This is a genomic window from Clostridia bacterium (assembly GCA_036562685.1).
In the GTDB taxonomy this organism is placed as follows: Bacteria; Bacillota; Clostridia; order Christensenellales; family DUVY01; genus DUVY01.
The window spans coordinates 1-26,602 of sequence record DATCJR010000057.1; the positions used below are offsets into that span (position 1 = coordinate 1).

29 protein-coding genes and 1 tRNA gene are annotated in these 26,602 nt (G+C 36.0%); 4 read left to right on the forward strand and 26 right to left on the reverse strand.

The features are described from left to right. The 11 genes from VIL26_02480 to VIL26_02530 form a co-directional block, all read right to left on the reverse strand. The coding region (locus tag VIL26_02480; GenBank protein HEY8389810.1) for a translation initiation factor IF-2 N-terminal domain-containing protein at positions 1 to 1,396 on the reverse strand (1,396 nt) is incomplete at its 3' end. Further along, positions 1,383 to 1,715 (reverse strand): hypothetical protein, encoded by a 333-nt coding sequence (locus VIL26_02485; protein HEY8389811.1) that lies wholly within the window; start codon positions 1,713 to 1,715, stop codon positions 1,383 to 1,385. The genes VIL26_02480 and VIL26_02485, both read right to left, overlap by 14 nt. Beyond that, positions 1,696 to 1,962, reverse strand: coding sequence for a YlxR family protein (locus VIL26_02490; protein ID HEY8389812.1), 267 nt, complete (start codon positions 1,960 to 1,962; stop codon positions 1,696 to 1,698). The genes VIL26_02485 and VIL26_02490 overlap by 20 nt, the downstream gene beginning before the upstream one ends. Beyond that, positions 1,962 to 3,104: a transcription termination factor NusA gene (gene nusA / locus VIL26_02495; GenBank protein ID HEY8389813.1), complete on the reverse strand. Its 1,143-nt coding sequence runs from the start codon at positions 3,102 to 3,104 to the stop codon at positions 1,962 to 1,964. Before nusA ends, VIL26_02490 begins: the two co-directional genes overlap by 1 nt. 30 nt (positions 3,105 to 3,134) lie before the next feature. After that, entirely contained in the window at positions 3,135 to 3,599 is a 465-nt protein-coding gene (rimP, locus tag VIL26_02500; GenBank protein ID HEY8389814.1) for a ribosome maturation factor RimP, read from the reverse strand. A gap of 170 nt (positions 3,600 to 3,769) precedes the next feature. After that, positions 3,770 to 4,993: an aminopeptidase gene (locus VIL26_02505; protein ID HEY8389815.1), complete on the reverse strand. Its 1,224-nt coding sequence runs from the start codon at positions 4,991 to 4,993 to the stop codon at positions 3,770 to 3,772. 88 nt (positions 4,994 to 5,081) lie between these two features. Next, positions 5,082 to 5,654 (reverse strand): ANTAR domain-containing protein, encoded by a 573-nt coding sequence (locus VIL26_02510; GenBank protein ID HEY8389816.1) that lies wholly within the window; start codon positions 5,652 to 5,654, stop codon positions 5,082 to 5,084. Between the two features lie 39 nt (positions 5,655 to 5,693). After that, positions 5,694 to 6,947, reverse strand: coding sequence for a glutamine synthetase family protein (locus VIL26_02515; GenBank protein ID HEY8389817.1), 1,254 nt, complete (start codon positions 6,945 to 6,947; stop codon positions 5,694 to 5,696). Between the two features lie 72 nt (positions 6,948 to 7,019). Next, on the reverse strand, positions 7,020 to 7,739 hold the full coding sequence (locus VIL26_02520; protein HEY8389818.1) for a glutamate synthase: 720 nt from the start codon (positions 7,737 to 7,739) through the stop codon (positions 7,020 to 7,022). A gap of 22 nt (positions 7,740 to 7,761) precedes the next feature. Beyond that, positions 7,762 to 9,270, reverse strand: coding sequence for a glutamate synthase-related protein (locus VIL26_02525; protein ID HEY8389819.1), 1,509 nt, complete (start codon positions 9,268 to 9,270; stop codon positions 7,762 to 7,764). Continuing rightward, positions 9,263 to 10,363 carry a glutamine amidotransferase family protein gene (locus VIL26_02530; protein ID HEY8389820.1) on the reverse strand — a complete coding sequence of 367 codons (1,101 nt, stop codon included), beginning with the start codon at positions 10,361 to 10,363 and terminating at the stop codon, positions 9,263 to 9,265. The genes VIL26_02525 and VIL26_02530 overlap by 8 nt, the downstream gene beginning before the upstream one ends. Positions 10,364 to 10,769: 406 nt before the next feature. Here VIL26_02530 and VIL26_02535 point away from each other — a divergent pair, with 406 nt between their 5' ends. After that, positions 10,770 to 12,860 (forward strand): glutamine synthetase III, encoded by a 2,091-nt coding sequence (locus tag VIL26_02535; protein HEY8389821.1) that lies wholly within the window; start codon positions 10,770 to 10,772, stop codon positions 12,858 to 12,860. 81 nt (positions 12,861 to 12,941) lie between these two features. Here VIL26_02535 and VIL26_02540 read toward each other — a convergent pair whose 3' ends face one another. From VIL26_02540 to ruvX, 13 genes are all read right to left on the reverse strand, one after another. Beyond that, complete coding sequence (locus tag VIL26_02540) at positions 12,942 to 14,477, reverse strand: exonuclease domain-containing protein (protein HEY8389822.1); 1,536 nt, start codon at positions 14,475 to 14,477, stop codon at positions 12,942 to 12,944. 41 nt (positions 14,478 to 14,518) lie between these two features. After that, complete coding sequence (gene ispG / locus VIL26_02545; GenBank protein ID HEY8389823.1) at positions 14,519 to 15,565, reverse strand: flavodoxin-dependent (E)-4-hydroxy-3-methylbut-2-enyl-diphosphate synthase; 1,047 nt, start codon at positions 15,563 to 15,565, stop codon at positions 14,519 to 14,521. Between the two features lie 9 nt (positions 15,566 to 15,574). Beyond that, the gene (locus VIL26_02550; GenBank protein HEY8389824.1) at positions 15,575 to 16,693 is read right to left on the reverse strand and encodes a M50 family metallopeptidase; all 1,119 of its coding nucleotides are present in this window, start codon (positions 16,691 to 16,693) and stop codon (positions 15,575 to 15,577) included. A gap of 24 nt (positions 16,694 to 16,717) precedes the next feature. Next, entirely contained in the window at positions 16,718 to 17,863 is a 1,146-nt protein-coding gene (dxr, locus tag VIL26_02555; protein HEY8389825.1) for a 1-deoxy-D-xylulose-5-phosphate reductoisomerase, read from the reverse strand. Continuing rightward, a complete protein-coding gene (locus VIL26_02560; protein HEY8389826.1) occupies positions 17,864 to 18,763 on the reverse strand; it encodes a phosphatidate cytidylyltransferase in 900 nt (299 codons plus the stop codon). It lies immediately after the preceding gene. Position 18,764: 1 nt separating this feature from the next. Next, a complete protein-coding gene (gene uppS, locus VIL26_02565) occupies positions 18,765 to 19,454 on the reverse strand; it encodes a polyprenyl diphosphate synthase (protein HEY8389827.1) in 690 nt (229 codons plus the stop codon). Further along, the gene (locus VIL26_02570; GenBank protein ID HEY8389828.1) at positions 19,451 to 19,648 is read right to left on the reverse strand and encodes a hypothetical protein; all 198 of its coding nucleotides are present in this window, start codon (positions 19,646 to 19,648) and stop codon (positions 19,451 to 19,453) included. The genes uppS and VIL26_02570 overlap by 4 nt, the downstream gene beginning before the upstream one ends. Positions 19,649 to 19,650: 2 nt before the next feature. Further along, a complete protein-coding gene (frr, locus tag VIL26_02575) occupies positions 19,651 to 20,205 on the reverse strand; it encodes a ribosome recycling factor (GenBank protein ID HEY8389829.1) in 555 nt (184 codons plus the stop codon). Between the two features lie 43 nt (positions 20,206 to 20,248). Beyond that, the gene (gene pyrH / locus VIL26_02580; protein ID HEY8389830.1) at positions 20,249 to 20,944 is read right to left on the reverse strand and encodes a UMP kinase; all 696 of its coding nucleotides are present in this window, start codon (positions 20,942 to 20,944) and stop codon (positions 20,249 to 20,251) included. 107 nt (positions 20,945 to 21,051) lie between these two features. Continuing rightward, complete coding sequence (gene tsf / locus VIL26_02585; GenBank protein ID HEY8389831.1) at positions 21,052 to 21,708, reverse strand: translation elongation factor Ts; 657 nt, start codon at positions 21,706 to 21,708, stop codon at positions 21,052 to 21,054. A gap of 31 nt (positions 21,709 to 21,739) precedes the next feature. Continuing rightward, the gene (rpsB, locus tag VIL26_02590) at positions 21,740 to 22,606 is read right to left on the reverse strand and encodes a 30S ribosomal protein S2 (protein ID HEY8389832.1); all 867 of its coding nucleotides are present in this window, start codon (positions 22,604 to 22,606) and stop codon (positions 21,740 to 21,742) included. A gap of 249 nt (positions 22,607 to 22,855) precedes the next feature. Then, complete coding sequence (locus VIL26_02595) at positions 22,856 to 23,182, reverse strand: DUF1292 domain-containing protein (protein HEY8389833.1); 327 nt, start codon at positions 23,180 to 23,182, stop codon at positions 22,856 to 22,858. 41 nt (positions 23,183 to 23,223) lie between these two features. Further along, on the reverse strand, positions 23,224 to 23,649 hold the full coding sequence (gene ruvX / locus VIL26_02600) for a Holliday junction resolvase RuvX (GenBank protein HEY8389834.1): 426 nt from the start codon (positions 23,647 to 23,649) through the stop codon (positions 23,224 to 23,226). A gap of 184 nt (positions 23,650 to 23,833) precedes the next feature. On the opposite strand from ruvX, the gene VIL26_02605 reads away from it, so the two are divergent. The 3 genes from VIL26_02605 to VIL26_02615 all read left to right on the forward strand — a co-directional run bounded on the left by VIL26_02605 (position 23,834) and on the right by VIL26_02615 (position 25,816). Then, a complete protein-coding gene (locus tag VIL26_02605) occupies positions 23,834 to 23,983 on the forward strand; it encodes a hypothetical protein (GenBank protein ID HEY8389835.1) in 150 nt (49 codons plus the stop codon). A 246-nt stretch (positions 23,984 to 24,229) separates the two neighbouring features. After that, positions 24,230 to 25,579 (forward strand): NADP-specific glutamate dehydrogenase, encoded by a 1,350-nt coding sequence (gene gdhA / locus VIL26_02610; protein HEY8389836.1) that lies wholly within the window; start codon positions 24,230 to 24,232, stop codon positions 25,577 to 25,579. A gap of 151 nt (positions 25,580 to 25,730) precedes the next feature. After that, positions 25,731 to 25,816 (forward strand) — tRNA-Leu (locus VIL26_02615). Positions 25,817 to 25,972: 156 nt separating this feature from the next. Here the strand turns inward: VIL26_02615 and VIL26_02620 are convergent. Next, positions 25,973 to 26,197: a hypothetical protein gene (locus tag VIL26_02620; GenBank protein HEY8389837.1), complete on the reverse strand. Its 225-nt coding sequence runs from the start codon at positions 26,195 to 26,197 to the stop codon at positions 25,973 to 25,975. Further along, positions 26,185 to 26,602 (reverse strand): C45 family peptidase (locus VIL26_02625; protein HEY8389838.1); only part of this gene is annotated, 418 nt, incomplete at its 5' end. The genes VIL26_02625 and VIL26_02620, both read right to left, overlap by 13 nt.

Here is a 26,602-nt window from a genome sequence, read left to right on the forward strand (position 1 = left end):
TAAACGCTTCGTGTCCAGGGGTATCAATAAAAGTAATTTTCTTATCGCCTACATTGACAGTATAAGCACCAATATGCTGAGTTATACCACCAGCTTCGCCTTCAGTTACGTTGGTCTTTCTGATTGCATCAAGTAATGAAGTTTTACCATGGTCTACATGACCCATTACCGTAACAATAGGAGGACGTTCTTTCAAATTTTCGGGGGCGTCTTCCTCCATTGCCAGTTCGGTTAAAACCTCTTCTTTGGTTTTGTCAAGTTTCTTTTCAAGCTTAACGCCAAATTCGCTGGCAACAAGCTCCATTGTGTCAAAATCAACCACACCGTTTATGGTTGTCATTATACCCAAAATCATAAGTTTTTTAAGAATTTCTTGGGCTGTTATTCCTATCTTTTCAGAAAGCATCTTAACAGTCAGATTTTCTGTTGTAATAACTGCCTTTTCAATCTTAATAGGAGTAATTTCCTTCTTGGGTGCTGCCTTCTTGACTTTAAGCTTACGATGTCTAGGAGCTGATTCATCATCATCGTATCCTTCATCAATAAATCCACGCCTTACCAAAGTACGCTTACTCATCATCTTCTTTTCTTCATTTATCTTATCTTTTCGATCATGAGTCTTTTTGGCAGGTGCAGGTGCAGATACCGGTATAATAGGAGGCGGTATTATGGGCGCACCAGATTTTGCACCGTCTTTAGAAAATGCAGGTTTGCTGCCGTAAGGCTGCTTATTGCCATAAGGTTTTTGATTATTACCACCCTGTCTATTAAATCCACCAGGTTGTTGAGCGTTAGGACCCTGTTTATAAGGCTGTCCCTGCGGTTTTCTATCGCCCTGTGTTCTATCATTTTGAGGACGTGCTGTCCTTTGCTGCTGATTAGAAGAACGATCGTTATGCTCAAATTGCTTAACTCTTGATTGAGTTTGATTGGATTGTTTATCTTTTTGAGGTGCAGCACTAACCTTTTCAACTTCCTTAGGCGCTGCTTTAGGTTCTTGATTAGCTGCCTTAGTCTGAACCTGAACCGGTTCTTCTTTTTTGACTTCTTTTTGTTCTTCTTTATCAGAAATGTTTTCAGCAACAGGCTGTACTTTTTCAGCTGTTTTTTGGGCCGATTGAATCATTATTTCTTCTTTTTCCTTTTGTTCAAAAGCCTTTTTCTCGGCTGTCTTTGCTTCTTCTTTTGCTTCTTCTTGTTGTTTTGCTAAAGCTTGGGCAGCAATTGCCTGTTGTTCTCTTTTACGATTAATATCTTCAAAAGAACGTAAAACAAGATCCAGTCGCTTTTTTTGCTCTTTGACTGTAAGCGAAAGTTTGGGCAAATTATTTTCATCCTTCAAACTATTGATCAACTGTAAATTATCAACACTTTCTGTCTTATTAATTTCCGCCATTTGCTTCATCCTCCGCCAAATTATATCCGCTGCCAACATTGTTTAGTATTGCTTTCGCCAAATTAATGTCAGATATACCTATAACCTTACAATTATTCGTATTTAATATTTGATTCAAATCTGCCTCACTTAATATTAACGGTATTTTATTTTTTTCGCTAATAAATTTTGTTTCTCTCAACGATTTTTCAGATAATGAGTTATCTGCAATAATTATTTTTATCTTATTTGGCTGTACTTTTATATTATCAAGCCCATAAATAATCTTTCGGCCTTTTATTGCAAATCTAATATATGTTTCAACTTTGTTTATGTTCACGATACTCCTCTAATAATCTGGTGTAAACATCCGCTTCAATATTTATTTTAAACTCTCTATTAAATGCCTTCTTTTTTACAGCGGTTTCAATACACACATCATTATTACAGATATACGCTCCACGTCCATGTGCACGTCCAGTAAAATCCAGCTTAACATCGCCTTCCGGCGTTTTAACTACTCTTAACAGTTCTTTTTTGGGCTGTTGTTTTCTGCAGGCAACACAAGTACGAGTAGGAATTTTCATTAAATATCTCCCAGATCCGCCTCGAAGTCTTCAAGTTCTGGCGTATCATCGCCTGACTTTTCGTCATATGTTTGATCATCGCCAATTTCTTTAAAATCGTCCATGTTTTGACTAGCAGATAAAGACTTTACATCTATCTTCCAGCCGGTAAGTCTTACAGCAAGGCGTGCGTTCTGACCTTTTTTGCCTATTGCCAAAGACAATTTGTCGTCAGGCACGATTACTTTTGCTGTATGGTCTTCGTCATTAACCTGAACCATCAAGACTTTAGCAGGACTCAAAGCGCGTGCTATATATTCGAGCGCATCTGAACACCAAGGAATAACATCTATCTTCTCGCCGCCAAGTTCAGAAACAATAGTGTTTATTCTCATCCCTCTGTTTCCTACGCAAGCGCCGACAGGATCAACTGAAGAATCTTCCGAATAAACAGCCATCTTAGTACGATATCCAGCTTCTCTTACGATGTTCTTAATCACTACGATACCTGCTGCAATTTCAGGCACTTCTTGCTCAAACAATCTTTTTACGAAGCCTTCGCAAGAACGTGATACCAAGATTTGAGGTCCTTTAGGTCCAATCTTAACCTTTTTAACATAAACTTTTATCTTATCATTTACATTATATTTCTCATTGGGAATTTGGTCCGCAGGCAACATTACCGCTTCCATTTTACCCAAATCTACATAGACATTTTTACCTTCTATGCGTCTTATAACGCATACGGTCAATTCATCTTCTTTTTGAGTCAATTCTTCATAAGCAATCTTGCTTTCAATATCCCTTAGCTTTTGGGTAACAACCTGCTTTGCTGTTTGAACAGCAATTCTTCCAAAATCTTTGGGAGTTATTTCTTCGCTTATTACATCGCCAATTTTTGCAGTCTTTTTTATCTCTCTAGCATCATCTAATGAAATTTCTTTATCTTTATTTACTACTTCTTCTACTACCGTTTTGTAAGCAAAAATCCTTATAGTGTTTCTATCTGGATTAATTTTAACTTCAATTGATTTGGCTTCGCCAAAATGCCTTTTGTATGCAGATACCAGCGCACTTTCAAGTGTTTCTAAAAATACTTCTTTTTTTATCTTCTTGCTGGCTTCCAACTCATTAAGCGCCAGAAAGAAATCCTTGTTAATCATCTGAGTCTCCTTATTTTGATCAATTTTATATCAAAATTTTATTAACAATGTCATAAGCCTGATATTTTCTTTATCAAGCACATATTCTTTTTGAGTTTTTATTTCTCTTACCGTAACAGTATTATCGTCAAAACCAATAAGAACCGCTTCCAAAACAGTCTTTTTATTTACAGGATTTTTTAAATTGACTTCGACCTCTTTATTCATATTGCGGATATAATCTTTTTCCGTTGTGATTGGTCGGTCAAGCCCCAAAGAAGAAACATTAAGATTATATGGAGCACCGTTAGTAGGGTCCAATTCATCCAAGACAGGATCTATTGCATAATGCACTTTTTCACAGTCAGACAGCGAAATACCCTGAGGGCTATAAATATAAGCTGTAAGCTGCCATGCATGATCTTTATACACATAAGTTACTTCAACCAGCTCATATCCTAAGTCTTCTACCGTCTTAGAAATCGCATTTTGCACTTTTGATGCTATATCGTTCATTTTTTGTCCCTTTCAAACAATGAGAGTGGGACAAGCCCACTCTCGTTAAGTCGCTAAATTCAATGTTATCATTATAGCAAAGAACTTATTATAATGCAAATAGTTTTTTGGTGTATAATTCTTATTGCCTGTCAGACCAGTTAGTCTTATGACATTTTTCGCAATAATTTTTATAATTCTATATCAAAGTTTCCATTTTTAAAGAATTTGATTTCTTTGCCGTCTTGGGTTATGCCGGTTATTTCCAAATCTTTTGTCCCTATCATAAAATCAACATGCTGTAACGATTCATTGATTCCAGCTTTGTCTAGATCTTCTTTGGTCATATTCTCGGCATCTTTTAGGCAAGGATAAGCTTTACCTATTGCAAAATGGCAGCTGGCATTTTCATCAAACAATGTTTCATAAAAAATAGTTTTCATTTTTTGAATAGGTGAATCAAAAGGAACTATTGCAACTTCACCCAAATATTTTGAACCTTCGTCTGTTTCAATTATATTTTTTAGTACATCGTGACCAACCTTAGCCTTATAGTCAACTATTTTGCCTTGGTCAAATTTTAGATAAAAATCTTCTATTCTTGCACCATTGTATATAAGGGGCATTGATGCAACCAGAGTACCTTTTGCGCTCAACTTGCTAGGCGCTGAAAACACTTCTTCTGTAGGCATATTAGCTGTGAAGATTCTGCCCTTTGAATATTCTTCTCCCCCCATGAAAATATAGTTTTCAGGCAATTCAACATAAAAATCTGTTCCAAGAGAATTTTTATATTTCAAAGCCTTAAACTTTGCTGCGTTAAGATATTCAACTCTTTTCTTGAGTTGTTGCTGATGTTCTTTCCATGCTTGTACAGGATCAGCTGCATCAAGTCTCATAGCTTTAGCGATAAGGTCAAACAATTTCTCAAATGCGTTATTGTCATTAGGGAACACCTTTTGAGCCCATTCTATGCTAGGATAAGCAACTATTGTCCAGCGAATATCACTTTTCATAGTTGCATCATAGAATTTATTGAGTTTGGTGCGGATTACTTTTATGTATGCCGCTATCTTGTCTGAATTAATATCTGCAAATGCTTCAGGGTCATCTGAAACCACAGAAATATAAGCCGCATCTTTTTCTACAGCATATTCTCTTGATTTAACTACCCAATCAGGAATATCAGTAAGAGTTTCTACGCTTTCGTTAAGATAACGAAGTTTCATAACTTTTTCTGAACTAAATAGCGTCGTAACTTTTTTTGCGCCTAGTTCATATGCTGCATCTGCAAGTGCAGCAACAAATTCATGACAGCAAGCATCTGCTGCTATAACGACTTCTTCATTCGGTTGTATATTAGAACCGATTTTTAAAACTGTTTGTGCATATTTTTTTATAACTTCTTTATCCATAATTTACCTCTATATCTTTTTTACTACATTAATTTGAAGAAGTCAATTTGAAAATAAAAAAACATAAAAACTCAAGCAAAATACAAAATTATTGATAGCCGAATTTGGAAATTATATCTTTTGCAACTTGAATTTTGGTCATACGCATATCCATTGCTTGTTTTTCAATATAGCGATGAGCCTGCTGTTCGCTCATATTAAGTTTTTCTATCAATAAACATTTTGCACGACTGACTTGTTTTAGGTCATCAAGTTTGGACTTCAACTCTGTATTTTGCCGCTGCATTCTAAGCGACTTATTATAGGCAGCAACGGCAAGCCTTAATACACTCCACAGCATTTGCTGATTAATCGGCTTGCTTAGACAAAAAACTCCAGCTTCTTCTACCTTTGCAGCCGTTTCTTCAAATATTTCAGCCTTGACGATAAGTATAACTTGACAAGTACCATTCAATGCTATGTCCTGCGCCAGCATAGAACCTAATTCGTCTTTTAACGGAGCGTTAATAATACACAGGTCAAAATCTCTTTCCAAAACCATAACCCGAGCAGCTGCTCCAGAGGAGGCAGTATCAATAAATGATATATTCATTTTTTGCAAAACTAAGCTTAATTCATCACATGCTTTTTGCACAGACGATACAATTAACGCTTTTTCCAAACTGCCCTCCTTTTAAATTTTTAGATTACCAAATAAACATCAAATAATCTTAAACATCTCAAAAAAGCTTTTCTTTTTGGCTTGATCAATAATTGCGCTAAGATATCTTTGCTTGGTTTCTTTGCCAATTATACTGTCTATATATGTGCTAGACTGTGCCGCCAAAACCGCTTCTTTTAGACTAATAGGCAGTCTGGATTTTTTGTAACTATTTTCGTTAAGCTCAAGGTTATTCTTAATACCGTCTAAGCCTGCATTTATTATAAGCGTCAAAGCAAGATATGGATTAATAGCACAATCGGCAGAACGTATTTCTATACGTTTTTTGTCGCCGAAAGCTGCTGGAATTCTTATTAAAGCTGAACGGCTTCCGTATGCCCAATCTACCACTGACGGTGCTTCAAATTTGCCTAATCTTTGATACGAATTGCTAAGAGGATTCAAAAAAGCAGTAATTTCAACTATATGCTTTAAAACACCTGCAATAAAACTTTTGGTAACGGTGTCTAATTTTTCATTTTCAGCTAAAATGTTTTTTTCATCTAATTTATTCAAAGACAAATTAATATGAAGTCCGCTGCCGCTTTTGTTTTTGAGCGGCTTAGGCAAAAATGACGCGTAAACTCCATTTCGCCCACAAACAGCTTTTACCAATGACTTAAACGCTAAGAAATTGTCTGCAGCCTTTAGGGGTGCGCTATGTTTAAAATCTATTTCGTGCTGTCCTGGTCCGCTTTCATGATGAGATTTTTCGGGATCAATACCCATTTCTAATAAATTGAGGCATATTTCGCGTCTAATATTTTCGCCCTTATCTAACGGCGCCATATCAGAATAGCCGCCCTCGTCATAAGGGCTGGTTGTTGGATTTCCCAAACTATCAGTTTTAAATATGTAAAATTCTGCTTCTGTGCTTATTGAACATTGATAACCCATATCCTGACACCTTGATTGAGCTGACATAAGCAATGCTCTAGTATCATGCTTAAAAGGTGTCCCATCCGGATTAAATATATTGCAATAAAATCTTACAACTCTGCCTTGCTGAGGTCTCCAAGGTAAAATGCTGATTGTGCTAAGATCGGGTTTTAGCATCAGCTCACCTGACTCTGATTCAAATCCTGAAATATTTGAGCTGTCAAAATAAATACCAAAACGCAGCGCATCTTCTAGCTTATCTGCCATTATTGATATGTTTTTTTGCTCTCCTTTTATATCGCAAAAAGCAAGCTTTATAAATTTTACATCGTTTTCTTTAATAAAACCCAATATTTCATCAGATTTGAGTGTCATTTTATACCTCCTGTTTATTTGGGTATATAGTTTTATTATACATTATTTATGATAATTTTTAATAAAAAATTTTTAATTATGAGTGTACATTTGTCTATATGGATTGCTTGCATTAGGATACAAAACTGTATATTTGCTTTCTAACAGCTTTTTTATATCTACATCAAACAAAGTGCAAAACTCTTTCAAATACGGAACTATTTCTTCTAACTCGTTTTCTCCTTGAGCTGAAGAAACGCTTATTTGAGGCGAAACATATTTCGGTGTTACAAGTTCTCGGATATAAATTTTTCCTCCATGCATTCCCACACCAGTAAATTGACCTAAATCAACATTACTGTCATATAGATTCAAAATTATTATAATACCGCCGGCCATATACTCACCCAAAAAATCGCCTGCCTTACCACCAATGACGATTACTGGTTTTTTTTCTTTATACGCTTTCATGTGAATACCAGTGCGGTATCCGCTGTTGTCACGCACGAATATTTTGCCGCCTCTCATGGCATAACCAAGAACATCTCCAGCTCCGCCATGAACAACAATCTTACCTGCATTCATAGTATCTCCCACTGCATCCTGAACATTGCCATTAACAGTGATTTCCGCACCATCAAGATAACACCCAAGGGCATTGCCTGGCACGCCATCAATGACTATCTTACGATCGCTAAGACCGCTTGCTATATATTTTTGTCCTATGCAATTAACTATTCTTACATTTCCAATGCTGTTCTTGATTATTTCATTAAGTTCTCTATAATGCATATTAGCTGAATTTATTTTAATCATATTTTCTCCTTGGCTCATATCAATCACCTGCGTGTGAGATTCCCAGAATTTTGAGTTCTTCGCTGTTAAGTCCAACACCTCTTAACATAAGTCTATTGCCTTTCAAACTCTCAATAGAATTGATTCCCATGCCGCCCATCATCTCCATAATTTCATGCTGCCACGCAAGCATAAGATTAACCAGTCTACGCGCACCTTCTTTTATATCAAGTCTTTTTACAAGTTCAGGACGCTGGGTTGCAATACCCCAATTGCATTTTCCTGTATGACAGCTGCGGCACATATGACAGCCCAAAGCTAACAATGCGGCTGTTCCTATATAAACGCTGTCTGCGCCTAAAGCTATTGCCTTGATTATGTCTGCGCTGTTGCGAATACTTCCGCCAACTACGATTGCGACATTGTCTCTGATTCCTTCTTCTCTTAGTCTTGTATCAACCGCCGCCAAAGCCAATTCAATAGGAATACCAACATTGTCTCTTATACGTGTAGGTGCGGCGCCTGTTCCGCCACGAAAACCGTCTATCGCTATAATATCAGCACCGCTTCTAGCAACTCCGCTTGCTATTGCAGAAACGCTATTTACTGCTGCTATCTTGACTATGATAGGCTTGGTATAGTTGGTAGCTTCTTTTAGAGAAAAAACAAGCTGACGCAAGTCTTCGATAGAATAAATATCATGATGAGGCGCTGGAGATATTGCATCGCTGCCTTCTGGTATCATTCTGGTTGCCGAAATATCGCCTACAATCTTTTGACCGGGCAAGTGTCCGCCTATACCAGGCTTAGCACCTTGCCCCATTTTTATTTCAATTGCAGCGCCTGCATTGAGATAGTCTTTATGCACGCCAAATCTGCCTGATGCAACCTGAACAATGGTATTTTCTCCATAACAATAAAAATCTTTGTGAAGTCCGCCTTCTCCAGTGTTATACATTATGCCAAGTTCTTTTGCCGCCATCGCTAATGCAGCATGCGCATTATAGCTTATTGAGCCGTAACTCATTGCAGAGAACATCATCGGAATATTAAGAGTAATAAAGGGTGAAAGATTATTTACAATTCTGCCCTGTTCATCTCTTTGTACCTGTTTTGGTTTGGCGCCCAAAAAGACTTTTGTCTCCATAGGCTCACGCAAAGGGTCAATAGACGGATTGGTTACTTGGGACGCATTAATAAGAATTTTATCAAAATAAACAGGGTAATTAGAAGGACTGCCCATGCTGCTCAATAATACTCCCCCCGTATGCGCCTGTTTATAAATTTCTTTTATGCTTTCAGTGCTCCAATTGCAGTTGCTTTTTAAACAATTATCGCTTTTTACAATCTTAAGCGCACGGGTAGGACACATAACAACGCATCTTTGACAGTTTACGCATTTTGAATCATCAGTGGTAAGCTTTTGTGTCTTTTCATTAAAAATGTGTACTTGATTGGCGCATTGCTTTTCGCAAAGCCGGCAATTTATGCATTTGTCCCAATCTCTTTTTACTTCAAATTCGGGATATATAAATTTATTTTCAGTCATCTGAATTCACCTTATTTAATCTAACTATTACACCCTGTCCGCCTTCTGGTGACCATGTCCGGTCAAGCTCAGGTGCTATTGCTCTTATAGCGCTTTCTTCACTCGCCATATATACTTTTTCGCCTTTTTCACCTATGACCAAAGACCTTAACTTTAGTCTGTCATTAAGCGCCATAAGCCCGCCGTCAAATCCAACCATAATTGAAAAAGGACCAGTTATTAGCAAGGAAGAAAAAGCATTTCTAAGATATTCGTATTCTTTTCGTTCTTGTTCTTCCATTTTTTGAATAGTTGACCAAAACGGTGCAGCAATAACCTTGGGTGTTTCTTCTAGTTTGAGTCCTACTTTTCGGTGGAGATAATCTATTATATAAGTTATCACCTCGGTATCGGTTTTTAATGTGCATTTATAACCGTACATTTCTAGAGCACGACGATTGGTGTCATAAGAAGAAATTTCGCCATTATGGACTACTGTGTAATCTAGTAACGCAAATGGATGCGCGCCGCCCCACCATCCTGGAGTATTGGTTGGATATCTTCCATGTGCGGTCCAACAATATCCTTTATATTCATCAAGACGATAAAATTCTCCTACATCTTCGGGATATCCCACAGCCTTAAAAACGCCCATGTTTTTTCCGCATGAAAATACATAGCTTCCTTTTATGTCTGTATTGATTCTCATGACGCAGCGTGCTGTATATTCACGTTCGTTAAGTTGACTCTCATTAAGTTTTCTGCTCAATGGTTCAACAAAATAACGCCAAATCAATGGTTCATCTTTGATTCCACTTACTTTTCTTAACGGAATTTTGGACAAATTGATGATATCAAAATGCGCCTCTAAAAATTCTTCGCACTTTGTTCTTGCATTGCCATCATCATAAAAAACATGAAATGCGTAATAATTTTTGTATTCAGGATAAATTCCATATCCAGCAAATCCTCCGCCTAAACCATTGCTTCTGTCATGCATTACTGATATGGCTTTTATAATATCTGATCCGTCTGACCTTGCGCCTGTTTTGTCGAAAATACTTGCAATTGCGCACCCTGATGGTATTCTAATCTCTCCTTCTCTTTGGAGCATAATAGCTTTACTTCTCCCTATGCAAAAATAGAAAAAGGCGCCCACAAATGCAAACAAATCGTAATCATCATCCCATTAAGAGATGATATAACGTTTATTTACATTTTTGGACGCCTTTGTCTCAAAAAAAAATTACTATAAAAGTATATGTTTTGTCAATATTTGATGTATAAGAAAAGTTAATAATACTTATTTTTTATACTAATAATATGATTAAAGCAATTTATGGTGACAATATTAATATAAGTTTTACTTATATTAAGGTTTATAATAACTTACAAAAAAATATAGCGTCATTTGTTGACAATACTACTATATTCGTGTTATTATTGCGGCAGTAAATAGCAATGGCGCTATAAATCCTTTTGGGATTTATGGCGCTTTTTTTATTAAAAAGGAGGATTTTATGAACAAACTGCCGGAAATTTTTGCAAGCAATGTATTTAGTGACAAAGTAATGAGAGAACGTCTGCCTAAAGATGTTTACCAAGCACTTAAAAAGACAATTGCCACAGGCAAACCGCTAGACATAAATGTTGCCAATATCGTTGCATCAGCTATGAAAGAATGGGCAATAGAAAAAGGCGCAACACACTTTACACATTGGTTTCAACCAATGACTGGTATCACTGCAGAAAAACACGACAGCTTCATTTCACCTACCGGTGAAGGCAATGTAATTATGGATTTTTCCGGTAGTGAGTTGGTAAGAGGTGAACCTGATGCATCCAGCTTCCCTTCTGGCGGACTTAGAGCTACATTCGAAGCTAGAGGCTATACCGCTTGGGACCCTACTTCTTACGCTTTTATTAAGAACAAAACTTTGTGCATACCTACCGCATTTTCTTCTTACAGCGGCGAAGCATTGGATAAAAAGACTCCACTCCTTAGATCCATGGAAGCAGTTGATAAGCAAGCATTAAGAATATTGAAATTATTTGGCGATACTCAATCTTCTAGAGTAGTTTCTAATGTGGGCCCTGAACAAGAATATTTCTTGATAGACAAAAAATTATATTCACGCCGTCCTGACTTAAAATACTGCGGCAGAACTTTGTTTGGTGCACGCCCGTCAAAAGGACAGGAACTAGAAGATCATTATTTTGGAACAGTAAAAGAACGTGTCGCTTCTTTTATGGCTGAACTTAATACTGAACTTTGGAAATTGGGTATAACAGCAAAAACAGAGCATAACGAAGTTGCTCCTGCTCAACACGAACTTGCGCCTATATATTCAAGCGCAAATACGGCAACTGACCATAACCAACTAACAATGGAAATGATGAAAACTGTTGCTAACCGTCATGGTATGGCTTGTCTTCTTCATGAAAAGCCTTTTGCTGGCGTTAACGGAAGCGGTAAGCATGTTAACTGGTCGCTTACTACTGATACTGGAATCAATCTTCTTTCACCTGGCGATACCCCGTCGGAAAATGCTCAATTCTTGCTGTTTTTGGTAGCTGTACTAAAGGCAGTTGATGAATATCAGGACCTTCTCAGAATTTCTGTTGCAAGCGCAGGCAATGACCATCGCTTAGGCGCAAATGAAGCTCCTCCTGCGATTATTTCTATATTCTTGGGAGATGAATTAACCAATGTGCTTGAGGCTTTGGAATCAGGTACAATTTATCAAGGCAAAAAGCGTATAGAACATGAAATAGGCGTTTCTGTTCTACCTCGTTTCCCTAAAGACTTAACAGACCGCAACCGTACTTCACCGTTTGCGTTTACAGGAAACAAATTTGAGTTCCGTATGGTAGGCTCCACATTCTCTATTTCTGGACCGATTATTGTTCTTAATACTATAATGGCAGAAAGTTTGTCCCAATTCGCTGATGAATTAGAAGCTAGCAAAGATTTTAATTCTGATTTAAAAAAATTGATTGTTCGCACCATAAAAGAACACAAGAGAATAATCTTTAATGGCAACAACTATTCTAACGAATGGGTTGAAGAAGCAAAATCGAGAGGACTGCTTAACCTAAAAGATACCGTATCAGCACTCAAACATTTTGTAAGCCCTAAGAATATTGATCTATTTACAAAACACAAAGTATTCAGCAAGACTGAAATTTCTTCCCGCTATGAAATTTTACTTGAAAACTATGCTAAGACACTTAATATCGAAGCACTTACAATGATTGATATGGTTAGAAAAGAAATATTACCTGCATGCTTCAGTTATATAAATCAATTGCTTGAAATTAAGACTTCAAAACAAGCGGTAGGCATAGATACAGCTGACGACGCAGAATCTTCTCTTGCTGCGCATATAAGTTCGCTCACATCATCAGCATATAGCAAGCTTAATCAATTAGAAAAAACAGTTCTTAACTCAAAACATTCTGATGCTTATGAACATGCAGAGTATTTCAGAGATAAAGTAATACCTTTGATGAATGAATTGAGAACAGTTATAGACCAATTAGAACAAAATGTATCTAAAACCTTATGGCCTTATCCTGATTATTCAGATTTGCTATATAGTGTAGATTAATTTTGTATATCTCTAAACTATCTCCCTAAAAAAGACACGCCTTTTGGGCGTGTCTTTTAGTTTTAAAAAAATAAAAAATTACTAACCAGGAAGTTTGGATAGTTCTAAAAAGACTTTTGCAGTAGTTAATGCATCAAATTGTGCTCTATGCGCCATTATATTGACAATGTTAAAATATTGAGCAACAGTTGTCAGCTTATAGTTGCTTAATTTGCCTTTTAGTTTTTCTCTTGCGATAATAAGCGTGTCTTCAACCTTATGCTCATCAAAATAATAATGAGTCGTATCTGAATAGCGGCTTATAAAAGGTAAGTCAAACTCCACGATGTTATGTCCAACTAAAATTGCATTTTCGCAAAACTTATAAAAATCGCCTGCAATTTCTTCGTAAGTCGGGCTTTGGGCAACCATTTCATCAGTTATGCCAGTTATCTTAGAGGTTTCGGGAGGTATTTTCATTTTTGGATTAATCAGCGTTGAAAAAAGCTGACATATCTTGCCGTCTTTGATTTTTACCGCTGCTAATTCTGTTATTTTATCATTTTCGCCTATACCTGTTGTTTCAACGTCAAAAACCACGTATGTATTCTTTTTGATCTCATCAGGTACAGTGTCTTTTTCTAGAAAACTTGCCTGTTCTGTAATGACAATGTCTTCAGGAAATATAACTGCATATTTTTCGGGAACAGGGTTGCGGTGCTTGACTTCTACAAGTCCTTTTGGAATTTCACAATAGCTTATAGAACGAACAACTATATTAAGCGAATACTTGCCTTGCTCGACTTTGCCCTTCAAAATTATTTCTGAACCGTCGGTTAGATTATCTGCCTTTTGAACTGAGGAACTATGAGCAAAGAAAATACACTCTACTTGTCCTGTAAAATCTTCCAAAGTAAATTTGAAATAAACTTTCTCTTTGTCGCTTTCCGGATTTTTCTTAGATTTATATGTAGCACGCTTAAGTCCCTTTATTGTGCCGCATACAACCGCTTCCTGCTCGCAATAAAGGTTTAGATCTTTTATATAAACAGCAGGCTCGTTAATTTCTTTGCCTATAAAATGGTTAACGCTAATAGGAAAAATAAGCCGATTATTAGTATATGTAACTACTTTTAAAGGCTCGGGCTTGAGAATATCAAGAATATCTTCTTTTGACTCTTTTTTTATAAGCTCAACTTCAAAATCCGCGCAGAAATTATTTGAAAGATTTTGTTCTATCTGCTTGTCCAGCCCTTTTGTAATCGCATAGTCATAATACAGCTCATCAATGCTGATTGATATTTTGCTTATTTTGCCCAGCTCTATTTTTATATTTTTGCTTGGAAAGTTATTGGTATTGAGCTCAGTTTTGATAAGTGTCTGCAAAGACAATATTATATGCTCTTCTTTTACTTCTACCTTAAAAAAGTCGCAATATGTTTCAATCCCTGTAAGCTGCTGACTTATTTTTTTTATTTCTGCAAATGAACTTTTTGCTTTGGTCAAAAAAGGCTCGTCATTAGGATAAAAATATTCTATTTTGCAGTAATCTTCCGCTGCAAAATAAGTGACTTTGTTAAGTCTTAGATATTTGTATTCAGGATTGATTTTAATAATTTCTTCTATAAGTTTTTCCAAAATATATCCCCACCAAAAAATATGAACTAATAGATCTTAGTTTATTTATCTTTTACAAAATCTTCTACTCTTTTTACAAGTTCGTCCAAAAGTTCGTTTTCTTTAACGATTTTGACTATCTCGCCCTTTTCAAAAATAATGCCTTTTCCGTCTCCGCCTGTAATGCCGAAATCAGCACCTTTTGCTTCACCAGGACCATTAACAGGACAGCCCATTATTGCTACTTTTACAGGCTTTTGAATATGTCCAAGTCTTTTCTGAGCCTGCGTTGCAAGGTTAAACAAATCAACCTTACATCTGCCACATGTGGGACAAGATACTATTTCTACAAAATTATTGTCTTTTCCAGAATATCTCAATATTTTTTTTGCGGCAGCTATTTCTTCTACCGAATCGCCAGTAACAGATACTCTTATTGTATCGCCAATATTATCTATCAATAACGAACCTATTCCAATAGCGGATTTTATTAACGCACTCTCATAAAGCCCAGCTTCGGTAACTCCAAGATGTTGAGGATATTGAGATTTTTGGGCTATAATACGGCATGCGTCAATCATCATTTTTACATCAGATGATTTGACGGATATAACTATATCATAAAATCCTAGGTTTTCAAGTATAGATACACTTTTTAATGCGCTTTCTGCCAAAGCCGTTGCGCTTCTGCCATAAGACTGCAAAAACTCTTTTTCTATAGAACCGCTGTTAACTCCCACTCTTATAGGAATATTATGACTTTTGGCACAATCGACTATAGCTTTTACTTTTTCTTGTGTGCCTATATTTCCAGGATTTATTCTGATTTTGTCAATACCGTTTTCTATTGAAGCTATGGCTAATCTATAATCAAATTGGATATCCGCTACAAGCGGAATATGCGTATTTTGTTTGATTGTCTTGATTGCTTTGGCATCGTCTGTATCAGTTATAGCCATTCTTACTATATCGCAGCCTGCATCAGACAATTTTTTTATTTGATAAACTGTATTATCAACATCTGAGGTTTTGGTATTAGTCATTGATTGTATAGCAATCTTGTTACCGCCGCCTATTTCGACATTTCCAATCTTAATAACTTTTGTCATAATTATATTCTACCGTATAAACTTTAGCATATCAATCACAATGATCAAACCTAACAGCAATACAAATCCTACAAAATGTATCATATTTTCTATATTACGATTAATAGGTTTCTTTCTTATCCATTCTATCAAGGTAAAGACAATTTTTGAGCCGTCCAAAGCTGGAATAGGAAATAGATTGAAAATACCTAGGTTTACTGCAATAAGCGGCAACAAAATCAGAACATTTAATATATTAGCTTGAGATAGTTTTGCCATTTCGGTAACAGTAGTAACAGGTCCGCTCAACTGGTTAAGCCCTATTCCTCTTAACAAATCACCAAATGCCGATAATATCGTTCCCGCCATTTTTAGTGTAAAAGGAAATGCATATCCTATGCTTTCAAAAATATTATAACTTTGTCGAACATAATCTTTAGTTATTATACCTATGCCGACATTAGTTTGTTCTTTTTTATTCTCATCCAAAAACGTATAACGAACCTTTTTTAACGGAAGATCTTTTTTAACATCGTCTCTTAATACTGTTAATACAAAGTCTTCATTTTCATCTATATCTTTCATTAGTGTACTTAGGTCTTTCATTATAGTTATTTTTTTGCCGTTTACGGCAACTATGATGTCATTTTCTTTTATGATACTAGCGTTAGGAGTATCATAGACCTCTCCAACTACAGGAAGACTGTTGCCTATCACAGCAATGAAGATTATAGAAAATATAAAACCAGAAATTATATTGAAAAGAGCGCCGCTTATAAGAACTATAATTCTTTTCCAAGGTTTTTGCTCATTAAAACTAAGCTGCTTGTTTTGTTGTTCGTTTGCTTTTTCTTCAGGCTTTGATTCTTTTTCTGAAAAAACATCTATTTCCACGTTTTCTTTTTTGGGCTTAGCAGGCTCTCCTTCGTCTTCTCCTTCAAAAGCGCAAAATCCTCCCAAAGGAAAAATACGCAAGCTGATTTTTTCACCTCTTTTGTTGGTGCGTTGAAAAATTGCAGGTCCAAATCCGATTGAAAATTCATTAATTTTAAATCCTAAAATTCTGCCTGCAATGTAATGACCGAATTCATGGATTGTAACCATCAAAAGCAATATCAAAATTGACAATACTATATATAAAGCAAACATAATTCTCCCATATTGATTTAAGGCTTATTTTAATATCTTATTATAATCTAGATTGAGATATTCTCTTACTTCATTATCAACTTTTATAATATTATCTACGGTAATAGTATCATTATAACTCAACTTTGTCACACAATAATCAACTAATCTATAAATATCCAAAAATCCTATCTTTTTGTTTAAAAATAATTCCACCGCTTTTTCGTCAGCAGCTATCATAACTGCGAGAGTCAAGCCGCCTTTTTGATAAACTTGTCGCGCCAGTTTAGGAAAAGGGAAATTATCTTCATCAGGTTGATAAAAATCAAGGTGAAGATCAAAAAAATTAAGCGGTCTAACCGATGTGTTAAGTCTATCGGGATAGCTTAGTGCAAACAAAACAGGAATTTCCATAGATGGATTGCCTAGTTGTGCAATGACCGAATTATCTACAAACTCTACCATAGAATGAACTGTACTAGAAGGATGTATTACATAATCAACATTATCCGTCTGAAAAAGATATTTGGCTTCAATGATTTCCAAGCCTTTGTTCATCATAGTAGCAGAATCTATTGTTATCTTTTTTCCCATATTCCAGTTTGGATGTTTGAGCGCAAGTTCGGGTGTAATATCTTCTAACTCACTCTTATTACGGCCAAAAAATGCACCGCCGCTTGCAGTTAAAATAATGCGTTTTAGATTTTTTTTAGATTCGCCGTTAAGACACTGGAATACTGCAGAGTGTTCGCTGTCAACAGGTATAATCTGACCATTTTTGCAAGCATTTATAAGCAAGCTGCCGCCGCTTACCAATACTTCTTTGTTGGCCAATGCGATTTTTTTGCCCAAAGAAACCGCGAGCAAGACAGCACGCAAAGACGCTGTGCCTGCGCTGACAGCCGCAACTACATCTACACCGTCAACATTTACAGCTTCTTCAAGCGCTTTTTCTCCAATACATATCTGAGTATTTTCTGGTAATTGTTCTTTTATATATGAATAATCAACTTTCGGATCTGAAAAACCAACAAATTTGGGGCGAAATTCCCATGCCGAAGAAATAAGTTTTTGAATATTGTTATTGACACATAACGAAATTATTTTGAACTTATCGGGATTTTTTCTTGCGGCATCCAAAACATAAGAACCTACCGTTCCGCTACTACCTAATACCGCAAGTCCTTTCATTTAGACTACTCCTATTGAAAGAATATGCATAATCAAAAAGTAAGTATAGATAAACAATCCATTAAACATCAGACCGTCACATCTATCCATAACTCCGCCATGTCCAGGAAATATCGTGCCGTAATCCTTGATATTAACTGAACGCTTAATTGTAGATGCTACCAAATCGCCTACCTGGGTAAATATTGAACCAAATAAGCCCATAATTATGAAGTTGACATAATTTAAGCCTAAACTCAAATTAAACACTACAAAGTCCCCTACATTTTGATAACCAAGCAGCATTACAAGCAGTGATGCGCCTATACCGCCCAAAAGACCCCCTATCGCCCCGCTGATTGTTTTCTTAGGACTTATAGTAGGTGCTAGTTTGGGACCTTTAAATGTTATTCCTATCAAATAAGCAAAGGTATCTGAAAAAATTGAAATCGCAAATACCATTACAAGCGGAACTAGAGAATACCATTCATCAAGAGTGTTATTGATAGCAAAAAGGCAGGCAAGCAGGCATTGAGGATATATAATTACAAATAGGGTTGACAATATATTTCCCATTTCAATAGATTTTTTGAAAAAGGATACAATCATCATTCCTAAGAAAGTCAGACCTACAAGCAAAAACACAAGTGCAAGTCCGTCTATTTCCCAATCTGTATAAAAAATACTTGATGAAAAAGCAGATAGACTGAAAACAGCATAAGCCATTACAGGAAACAAAACTACCACAGGCAAAATAGGATTTGGCATTTTGTTAGACAAAGCCTTTGCCATTTCTGCGCCCGCCATTATCATAAGAGTTACCACCATTAAATCGAAAAACAGCGGATGTATTTCTCTTAACAAAAACGCTGCTGCAAGAACAATTAATATAAAAGCTCCTGTAAAAATTCTCTTTTTCATCTTATTTTATATCCCCAAATTTTCTATGTCTATTTTTATAACTTTTTAATGCTGCATCAAGCGTCTTTTTTGAAAAATCAGGCCATAAAGTTTTTGTGAAATAAAACTCGCTGTAAGCGCACTGATACAACATAAAATTGCTTATCCTTTGTTCGCCGCTTGTGCGGATAATAAGGTCAGGATCAGGAATACCAGCAGTATATAGATATTTTTCAAATATCTCTTGGTCAATTTCCTTATGTCCATCTGCGATTGCTTTGTTAGCGGCTCTTATAATCTCATCTCTGCCGCCGTAATTAAAAGCAATGCTTAATACTCTATCGTTAAAATCAGCAGTATCCTTTAATGCTTTTTCTACTTTTTGCTTTGTAGATTCCTTCAAAACACTTATGTCGCCCATTATATTTAGACGTATTTTTTTCTCAATCAATTCGGGCAGACATTCATCCATATATTCATCAAGAAGCTGCATTATGGATTCTACTTCTTCTTTTGGCCTTTTGAAATTTTCTTTGGAAAACGCATAAATGGACATATATTTTATGCCCAATTCAAAAACATATTCAAATGTTCTTTTTAATGCCTTTATGCCGTATTTATGCCCGACAGAACGTTGTAAGCCTTTGGCTAATGCCCAACGGCCATTGCCGTCCATTATAAAAGCAACATGTTGCGGAACGCTTTCATTCATTGCTTTTTCCTAATATCGTTTTCAAAATATGCGGTAGTCAAGGTAACATTATTACCTGAAATGCTATATCTTATTACTCTTTCTACAATACCTTCTCCGCAAGCAGAGTTAATACGGATAACATTATATGTTAATCCGTATGACTCTATAATCTTAATAGCATCAGCTATTGATTTTGCGGTTAAGTCTGTCAAGTTTATACTTCCAATATTTCTTTTTCTTTATCAGCTAAAATCTTTTCCAGAGAAGCCACATATTTATCAGTTATTTTTTGGACTTCTTTTTCTTGAGTGGCTAATTCATCTTCTGTCATGCCTGCATCTTTTTTAAGCTTTTTGAAGGTTTCAAGCACGTCTCTGCGTTCGTTACGAATAGTTACCTTAAACTCTTCGCCTATTTTTTTGACGTTTTTTACCAATTCTTTACGGCGTTCCTCTGTAAGCTGAGGGAAAACCAATCTGATTACTTTTCCGTCATCGGTAGGAGTAATACCTAAATCTGACGCCATTATTGCTTTGGTAACGTTCTTTATTGCAGAAACATCCCAAAGTGTAATTGTAATCATTCTTGCTTCAGGAACACTTATATTAGCCATTTGATTTAAAGGAGTAGGTGTTCCGTAATAATCAACCATAATCTTATCCAAAAGATGGGGATTGGCACGTCCTGCTCTTATTTTATTCATTTCGTTTTTAAAGCTATCTAATACTTTTTCTAATCTAGTCTCAAATTTTTGTAAATTATCTTTTATTACTTGAACATCGGCTGTCATATTAACAAACCCCCTGATTTTATTATTCTATTAATGTTCCTATATTTTCGCCTAAAGCAGCTTTTACAATACCTCTTTCTTCTGACAAAGCAAAAGCAATGATAGGTATTTTGTTTTCCATACACATAGTTATTGAAGTTGTATCCATCAAAGCTAATCCCTTATTAATAACATCCAAATAAGAAATTTTGTCAAACTTCTTGGCATTAGGATTTTTTCTGGGATCTGAATCATAAACTCCGTCTATGTTTTTAGCCATAAGAATAGCATCTGCTCCGATTTCGGCAGCTCTTAATGCTGCGCCTGTATCAGTAGAAAAATACGGATTTCCAGTACCGCAAGCGAATATTACTATTCTGCCTTTTTCAAAATGTCTTATAGCTTTTCTTAATATATAAGGTTCTGCAACTGCAGGTACACTTATAGCTGTCTGTACGCGCGTTTGAATTCCTGCCTTTTCACATGCATCTTGTAATGCCAAAGCATTGATAATAGTAGCAAGCATTCCCATATGATCGGCTGTCGTTCTGTCCATATTTCCGCCTTGTCTGCCGCGCCAGAAGTTTCCGCCGCCGATAACAATACCAATTTGAATACCCAATGAATGTATTTCTTTTAATTGGCGGACAACATGGTCAACCATGCTGGGATTAATGCCAAATTTATCTTCACCTGCTAACGCTTCGCCACTTATCTTTAACAAGACTCTATGTCTCATACCTTTCTCCTTAAGTTATTATATCAAAAGATATTGTGCTTGTTAATAATACCTTTTAAAAAAAGGACACAAAATCTTTTAATTATTGTGTCCTTGCGGTTTTTAAATTATTTCTTTGCGTTAGCAACTTGCTTAGCAACTTCTTCCGCCAAATTATCTGACCGCTTTTGTAGTCCTTCACCAACTTCATAGCGGACAAATCTTCTAATCGCTATCTTTTCGCCTATCTTACCAGTAGCTTCTGCTACCAAATCCTTGATGGTCTTGGAAGGATCTTTTACATATTCTTGCTCTAACAAGCATACTTCTTTGTAGAACTTTTTAACTCTGCCTTCAACCATCTTATCTACAACAGCAACAGGTTTTCCTTCATTTAATGCCTGCGCTTTTAATATTTCTTTTTCTTTCTCTAATTCTTCAGTAGGAACATCTTCTACATTAAGATAAAGCGGATTAGCAGCTGCAATATGAACAGCTATATTGTGAACTAACTCCTTAAACGCATCGCTTCTTGCTACGAAGTCTGTTTCGCAGTTAACTTCTACCAAAACACCTATTCTTCCGCCAAAATGAATATAAGATTCAACAAGACCTTCAGCAGCGATTCTGTCTGCCTTGCGATTAGCAGCAGCCTTGCCCTTTTCTCTTAATATTTCCATTGCTTTTTCCATGTTGCCATTAGCTTCGGTGAGTGCATTTCTACAATCAACTATGCCTGCACCAGACTTGGCACGCAATTCTTGAATATCCTTGGTCGTTATCATTGCGTTCTCCTTTTTAATTATAGATTTATGATTATTCGTTAACTTCTTCTTTTTGCGCTTTGCTTTCTTCAGCTACTTCTTTCTTTGCGCGCTTTTTGGGCTTTTCTTCTACTACCTCTTCTTCATCATCAACGGGAACTTCATCAAGATTTTGAAGTAGTTCATCGCCTAAGCTTTCCATTGTTGCTTGTTCTTCAGTAGCGGTAGTACCTTGTTCGCCTTCACGCGCCTCGATAACAGCATCTGCAATTGCACTTGCAATCAACTTAACTGCTCTTATAGCATCATCATTGCCGGGGATAATGTAATCAACTTCATCAGGATCACAGTTAGTATCAACAACACCGACAATAGGAATCTTCATAGAACGTGCTTCTCTTATAGCGATATGTTCTTTTTTGGGGTCAATTACAAAAATAACTCCAGGCAAAGAACGCATTTCTTTGATACCGCCAAGATTGAATTGCAACTTGTCGCGTTCAGCTTTGAGTTTTAGAACTTCTTTTTTTGGCAACAAATCAAACTCACCCAATTTCTCCATTTGGTTAAGCTTGTTAAGACGATCAATTCTAGAACGGATTGTAGCAAAGTTGGTTAAAGTACCGCCCAGCCATCTTGTGTTTACATAAAATTGTCCGCAACGTTCAGCTTCTTGCTGAATAGCTTCTGCAGCTTGCTTTTTTGTACCAACAAATAAAACAGACTTTCCTTCTTGTACTTGCTGTTTTACAAAAGCATAAGCTTCATCAATTAGTTCTACTGTTTGTTCTAGATTGAGAATGTGAATATCGTTACGAGAGGTGAAAATATACTTTTTCATTTTGGGATTCCACTTTCTTGTGGGGTGTCCGAAATGAACGCCTGCCTCTAATAACTGCTTCATTGAAATTACTGGCATGAAAAAAATCCTCCGTTTTTGCCTCCCCGTGCGATAATAATTTCGGTCATAAACTTTTGAATAAAATCAAAAGCAACGAAAACCGTATCGTCATCGGGTGTGTAATTTTGACTTTTATAAAAAGCCTTATAGATTATAGCATAAAAAAAATTGCCTAGCAAATAATTTATTGCCAAATCTTAATAATATAAAAAGCATTAGGTCCAATTTCTGGCCTTAATGCTTTTTATATTATGTAATTTAGAAATACTATTCTTCTTCCTTATTGTTTTCTTCTTCAACAGCCTTAATATAAGCCTCATATATTTTGTCCAACAACTCTTCATCAGTTACAGGTTCAAAAATATCGTCTTCCTCGTCTTTGGCTTCCAGCATTTTCAAAACGATAACTTCATCTTCTTCAATGCCTTCAACTTCTTCGACAGGCTGAAGCATTGCATAAAAATCATTGTTATGTTCTATGCAGGCTATCTGATAAAAAGGCACTTCATTCTCCTCTTCATCATACAATGTAATTATTTCTCCACTGTCTTCGGGTAGCAAATCTACCACAAAATCTTTCTTTTCTTCAGACATAATACAGTCTCCTTTTTCACTTAAAATTAGTATAGATATTTTTAACTGTTTTTATTTGTTTTGGGACTGTCCAAATATCTCTGCAAAATATTTTGTGCAGCCATTTTGTCTATCAAAGTCTTACGTTTCTCTCGTCTGACATTGCTTTCTATCAAAATCCTTTCTGATTCGATAGAAGTCCATCTTTCGTCAACGTATATGATAGGCAAATTAAATCTTGAGGCAAGCTGCTCTCCAAACTCTTTGGTCAGTTGTGCACGCTCGCCCAAAGTTCCATCCATATTAATAGGAAGTCCTATTACTATATTATTAACTTTTTTTTCGGTAATAATTTTTTCAAGATGTTTAAAATCTTCTTCCAAAGTTTTCCTATAATAAACTTCTAAAGGGTTTGCTATAATTCCCAGTTCATCACTTATAGCTAGTCCTATTCTTTTGTCGCCATAATCTATTCCAAGAGTTCTCATATATGTAGTCTATCATAAAACAAAGCATATTACTATTAGAAACATTGGAATATTTTAAATAAAAATATCAAATCCTTTTTATTTATAGTTATTAAAACATGTCCTATATCCAAAATATGTAATAAATAATATTTTTATTAATACTTATACTAGATACAGCAAATAAAAAAGGAGGAAATCTTTTATGCGCACATCAATGATATTAGGTTTGGCTTTAGGTGCTCTTATCGGCGCTGCTTTGGTTGAAGGCAACTCTCCTGTTTCCGAAATGGTTTCTAAAGGCAAACAGAAAATAAAGGATAAAATCACCCAGCTAAATGCTTCAATGAACTAAGACTCCTTAAATAGTAAAAAAGTTTCTAAATAATAATCTTTTTTTGATAACGATACAAGAAATTCAATTAATCTTGTATCGTTATTAAATTTTTTATACAAGTTATTAAAATTTTTTATATCAAGAAGTTTAATAATTATACTTTAATGTGCTAAAATTGATGTTGCTGTAAAAGCAGGTTTTTTGGAGTTTTTTATCGAAATTCAATAGATTTTAAATTCTGATACCAAAATAAGGAGATAGTTTATGAATGCCTATGTAAAAAGTGTTATAGCCAATGTCAAGGCTAAACACATCAATGAACCTGAGTTTGTACAAGCTGTGGAAGAAGTTTTGACTTCTATTTCCCCCATGATTGACAAGCATCCCGAGTACGAAAAAGTCGATTTGATAAATCGTATGGTTGTACCCGAAAGAATGTTCACTTTCCGTGTCGTATGGATGGATGATGCTGGCAATTATCACACCAATACCGGTTATCGCTGCCAATTTAATGGCGCAATAGGTCCGTACAAGGGCGGTATTCGTTTTCAGTCCAACGTATATCCCGGCATTATTAAGTTCTTAGCATTTGAACAAACCTTCAAAAACTCTTTGACAGGAATGCCTATCGGCGGCGGTAAAGGCGGTTCTGACTTTGATCCATCAGGAAAATCAGATGCCGAAATTATGCGTTTCTGCCAGTCCTTTATGACCGCATTATACAGATATATCGGACCAGATGTGGATGTACCCGCTGGAGATATGGGTGTAGGCAGCCGAGAAATCGGTTATCTATACGGTCAATACAGAAGAATAAAAGGTGTTTGGGAAAACGGTGTTTTGACTGGTAAGGGCTTATCTTATGGCGGATCATTAATTCGTCCTGAAGCTACAGGATACGGCGCCATGTATTATCTTGATGAAGTCCTAAAGACCAAAGGCGAAGAAATGAAAGGAAAGACAATTGCTATATCTGGTTATGGCAATGTTTCTTGGGGTATCTGCAAAAAGGCTATGCATATGGGCGCTAAGGTTGTTACCATTTCTGGTCGTGATGGTTATATCTATGATCCGGACGGCGTATCAAGTTCTGAAGAAAAAGTCAATTTTATGCTAGAAATGCGTTCAAAAGGTCTTGGCATTAAGAGTTATGCTGACAAATTCAAAGTTAAATTCTATCCTGGTGCTAAGCCTTGGGGTGTAAAGGCTGATATTGTTATGCCCTCCGCCACCCAAAACGAAGTTGATTTGGAAACCGCTAAACAAATCGTTGCCAACGGCGTTAAGTATTATATCGAAGTCGCTAACATGCCTACTAAGAACGATGCGCTTAGCTATCTATTGTCACAAAAAGATATAGTGGTTGCTCCTTCAAAGGCAGCTAATGCTGGCGGCGTAGGTGTTTCTGCTTTAGAAATGTCTCAAAACTCTGAACGTCTTGTTTGGACACAAGAAGAAGTTGACGCTCAATTGAAAAAGATGATGATTAATATTCATAAAGCTTCCAAAGAAGCAGCTGAAGAATATGGACTGGGATACAACCTAGTAGCAGGCGCAAACCTTGCAGGTTTCAAAAAAGTTGCCGAAGCTATGATCGCGCAAGGCGTATTTTAAAAATAAACTAAAAAGGCCCCGCTATCAAACAACGGGGTCTTTTTAGAAATTTTCAATATATTTACATAAAAATTTTTTCAACTTTGTCGCTTCAAATGATTGAAATTATCTATAAGATATGATAATATTGTTCTTGCTTTTAAAACTGCTTGCCGAAGTGGTGGAATGGCAGACGCGGCGGACTCAAAATCCGTTGTTGGCAACAACATGGGGGTTCAAGTCCCCCCTTCGGCACCATCAATAACTACGCAAAATGCTTGCGTAGTTTTTTTATTTTATACAACAAAAAAACAACGGCTAAAAACAGCCGTCATTTTATCACTATACAATCTATATATAATTTTTCTCATCAGCTCTTAGTTTTATTTAATTGCGATAAAAAAATATTGAGTTTTAGATTTCTTTTATTTTTAATCTATTATCAAGAATAAACTTTTTTCTAGATGGATTGCCTTCGGCTCTATAAACATTGCCTTCTTTTAAGTCGTAAACTACTGACCATACAGTATCCGCATTATTTTTTCTATCATATTGACACATAAAGCCATATTTTCCTGCTAACAAATCTTTTGCAAATTCAATACTATATTCATTTTTATGTTCTTTTAATGCAGACATGGCAGTTTATTGTATCTTTCATCAGAATGCCAATCATCTATATCTGGATTTCGATATTTTTTCATCTGTTCGGAATAAAAATTGTTTGCTGTTGCGACAAAATCTTCACCTTCTTGCTGTAAAATAACTACGATATTTTCAGGATTGCATTCTACTACGGCAATCTTGCCAGTTTTATCAGCAAGAGTTATTGTCTGCGCAGAAGCAATAGGCAGTCTTTTGAGCTCTTTTATTGCTTCTTGTACAGTTTTACATTTTTCGAGTAAAAATCTTACCAGCATCCCAGCATTAAGACCATTTTTTCTTAAATGCGGGTACATAAAAGTAAGTCCTACTGCAAGCCCGTATTCGTTAACTCCATCTTCCATTTCAACATATGCAGTAGTGTTGCCATTAAAAGCATAA

Bases quoted from the DNA above. Each gene is read 5' to 3' on its own strand.
- VIL26_02490 (HEY8389812.1), bottom strand. From the start codon at position 1,962: ATGAAAATTCCTACTCGTACTTGTGTTGCCTGCAGAAAACAACAGCCC.
- nusA (HEY8389813.1), bottom strand. From the start codon at position 3,104: ATGATTAACAAGGATTTCTTTCTGGCGCTTAATGAGTTGGAAGCCAGC.
- rimP (HEY8389814.1), bottom strand. From the start codon at position 3,599: ATGAACGATATAGCATCAAAAGTGCAAAATGCGATTTCTAAGACGGTA.
- VIL26_02505 (HEY8389815.1), bottom strand. From the start codon at position 4,993: ATGGATAAAGAAGTTATAAAAAAATATGCACAAACAGTTTTAAAAATC.
- VIL26_02515 (HEY8389817.1), bottom strand. From the start codon at position 6,947: ATGACACTCAAATCTGATGAAATATTGGGTTTTATTAAAGAAAACGAT.
- VIL26_02525 (HEY8389819.1), bottom strand. From the start codon at position 9,270: ATGACTGAAAATAAATTTATATATCCCGAATTTGAAGTAAAAAGAGAT.
- VIL26_02530 (HEY8389820.1), bottom strand. From the start codon at position 10,363: ATGCTCCAAAGAGAAGGAGAGATTAGAATACCATCAGGGTGCGCAATT.
- VIL26_02535 (HEY8389821.1), top strand. From the start codon at position 10,770: ATGAACAAACTGCCGGAAATTTTTGCAAGCAATGTATTTAGTGACAAA.
- ispG (HEY8389823.1), bottom strand. From the start codon at position 15,565: ATGACAAAAGTTATTAAGATTGGAAATGTCGAAATAGGCGGCGGTAAC.
- VIL26_02550 (HEY8389824.1), bottom strand. From the start codon at position 16,693: ATGTTTGCTTTATATATAGTATTGTCAATTTTGATATTGCTTTTGATG.
- dxr (HEY8389825.1), bottom strand. From the start codon at position 17,863: ATGAAAGGACTTGCGGTATTAGGTAGTAGCGGAACGGTAGGTTCTTAT.
- VIL26_02560 (HEY8389826.1), bottom strand. From the start codon at position 18,763: ATGAAAAAGAGAATTTTTACAGGAGCTTTTATATTAATTGTTCTTGCA.
- uppS (HEY8389827.1), bottom strand. From the start codon at position 19,454: ATGAATGAAAGCGTTCCGCAACATGTTGCTTTTATAATGGACGGCAAT.
- pyrH (HEY8389830.1), bottom strand. From the start codon at position 20,944: ATGAGACATAGAGTCTTGTTAAAGATAAGTGGCGAAGCGTTAGCAGGT.
- tsf (HEY8389831.1), bottom strand. From the start codon at position 21,708: ATGATAACGACCAAGGATATTCAAGAATTGCGTGCCAAGTCTGGTGCA.
- rpsB (HEY8389832.1), bottom strand. From the start codon at position 22,606: ATGCCAGTAATTTCAATGAAGCAGTTATTAGAGGCAGGCGTTCATTTC.
- VIL26_02595 (HEY8389833.1), bottom strand. From the start codon at position 23,182: ATGTCTGAAGAAAAGAAAGATTTTGTGGTAGATTTGCTACCCGAAGAC.
- ruvX (HEY8389834.1), bottom strand. From the start codon at position 23,649: ATGAGAACTCTTGGAATAGATTATGGCGACAAAAGAATAGGACTAGCT.
- VIL26_02605 (HEY8389835.1), top strand. From the start codon at position 23,834: ATGCGCACATCAATGATATTAGGTTTGGCTTTAGGTGCTCTTATCGGC.
- gdhA (HEY8389836.1), top strand. From the start codon at position 24,230: ATGAATGCCTATGTAAAAAGTGTTATAGCCAATGTCAAGGCTAAACAC.
- VIL26_02620 (HEY8389837.1), bottom strand. From the start codon at position 26,197: ATGTCTGCATTAAAAGAACATAAAAATGAATATAGTATTGAATTTGCA.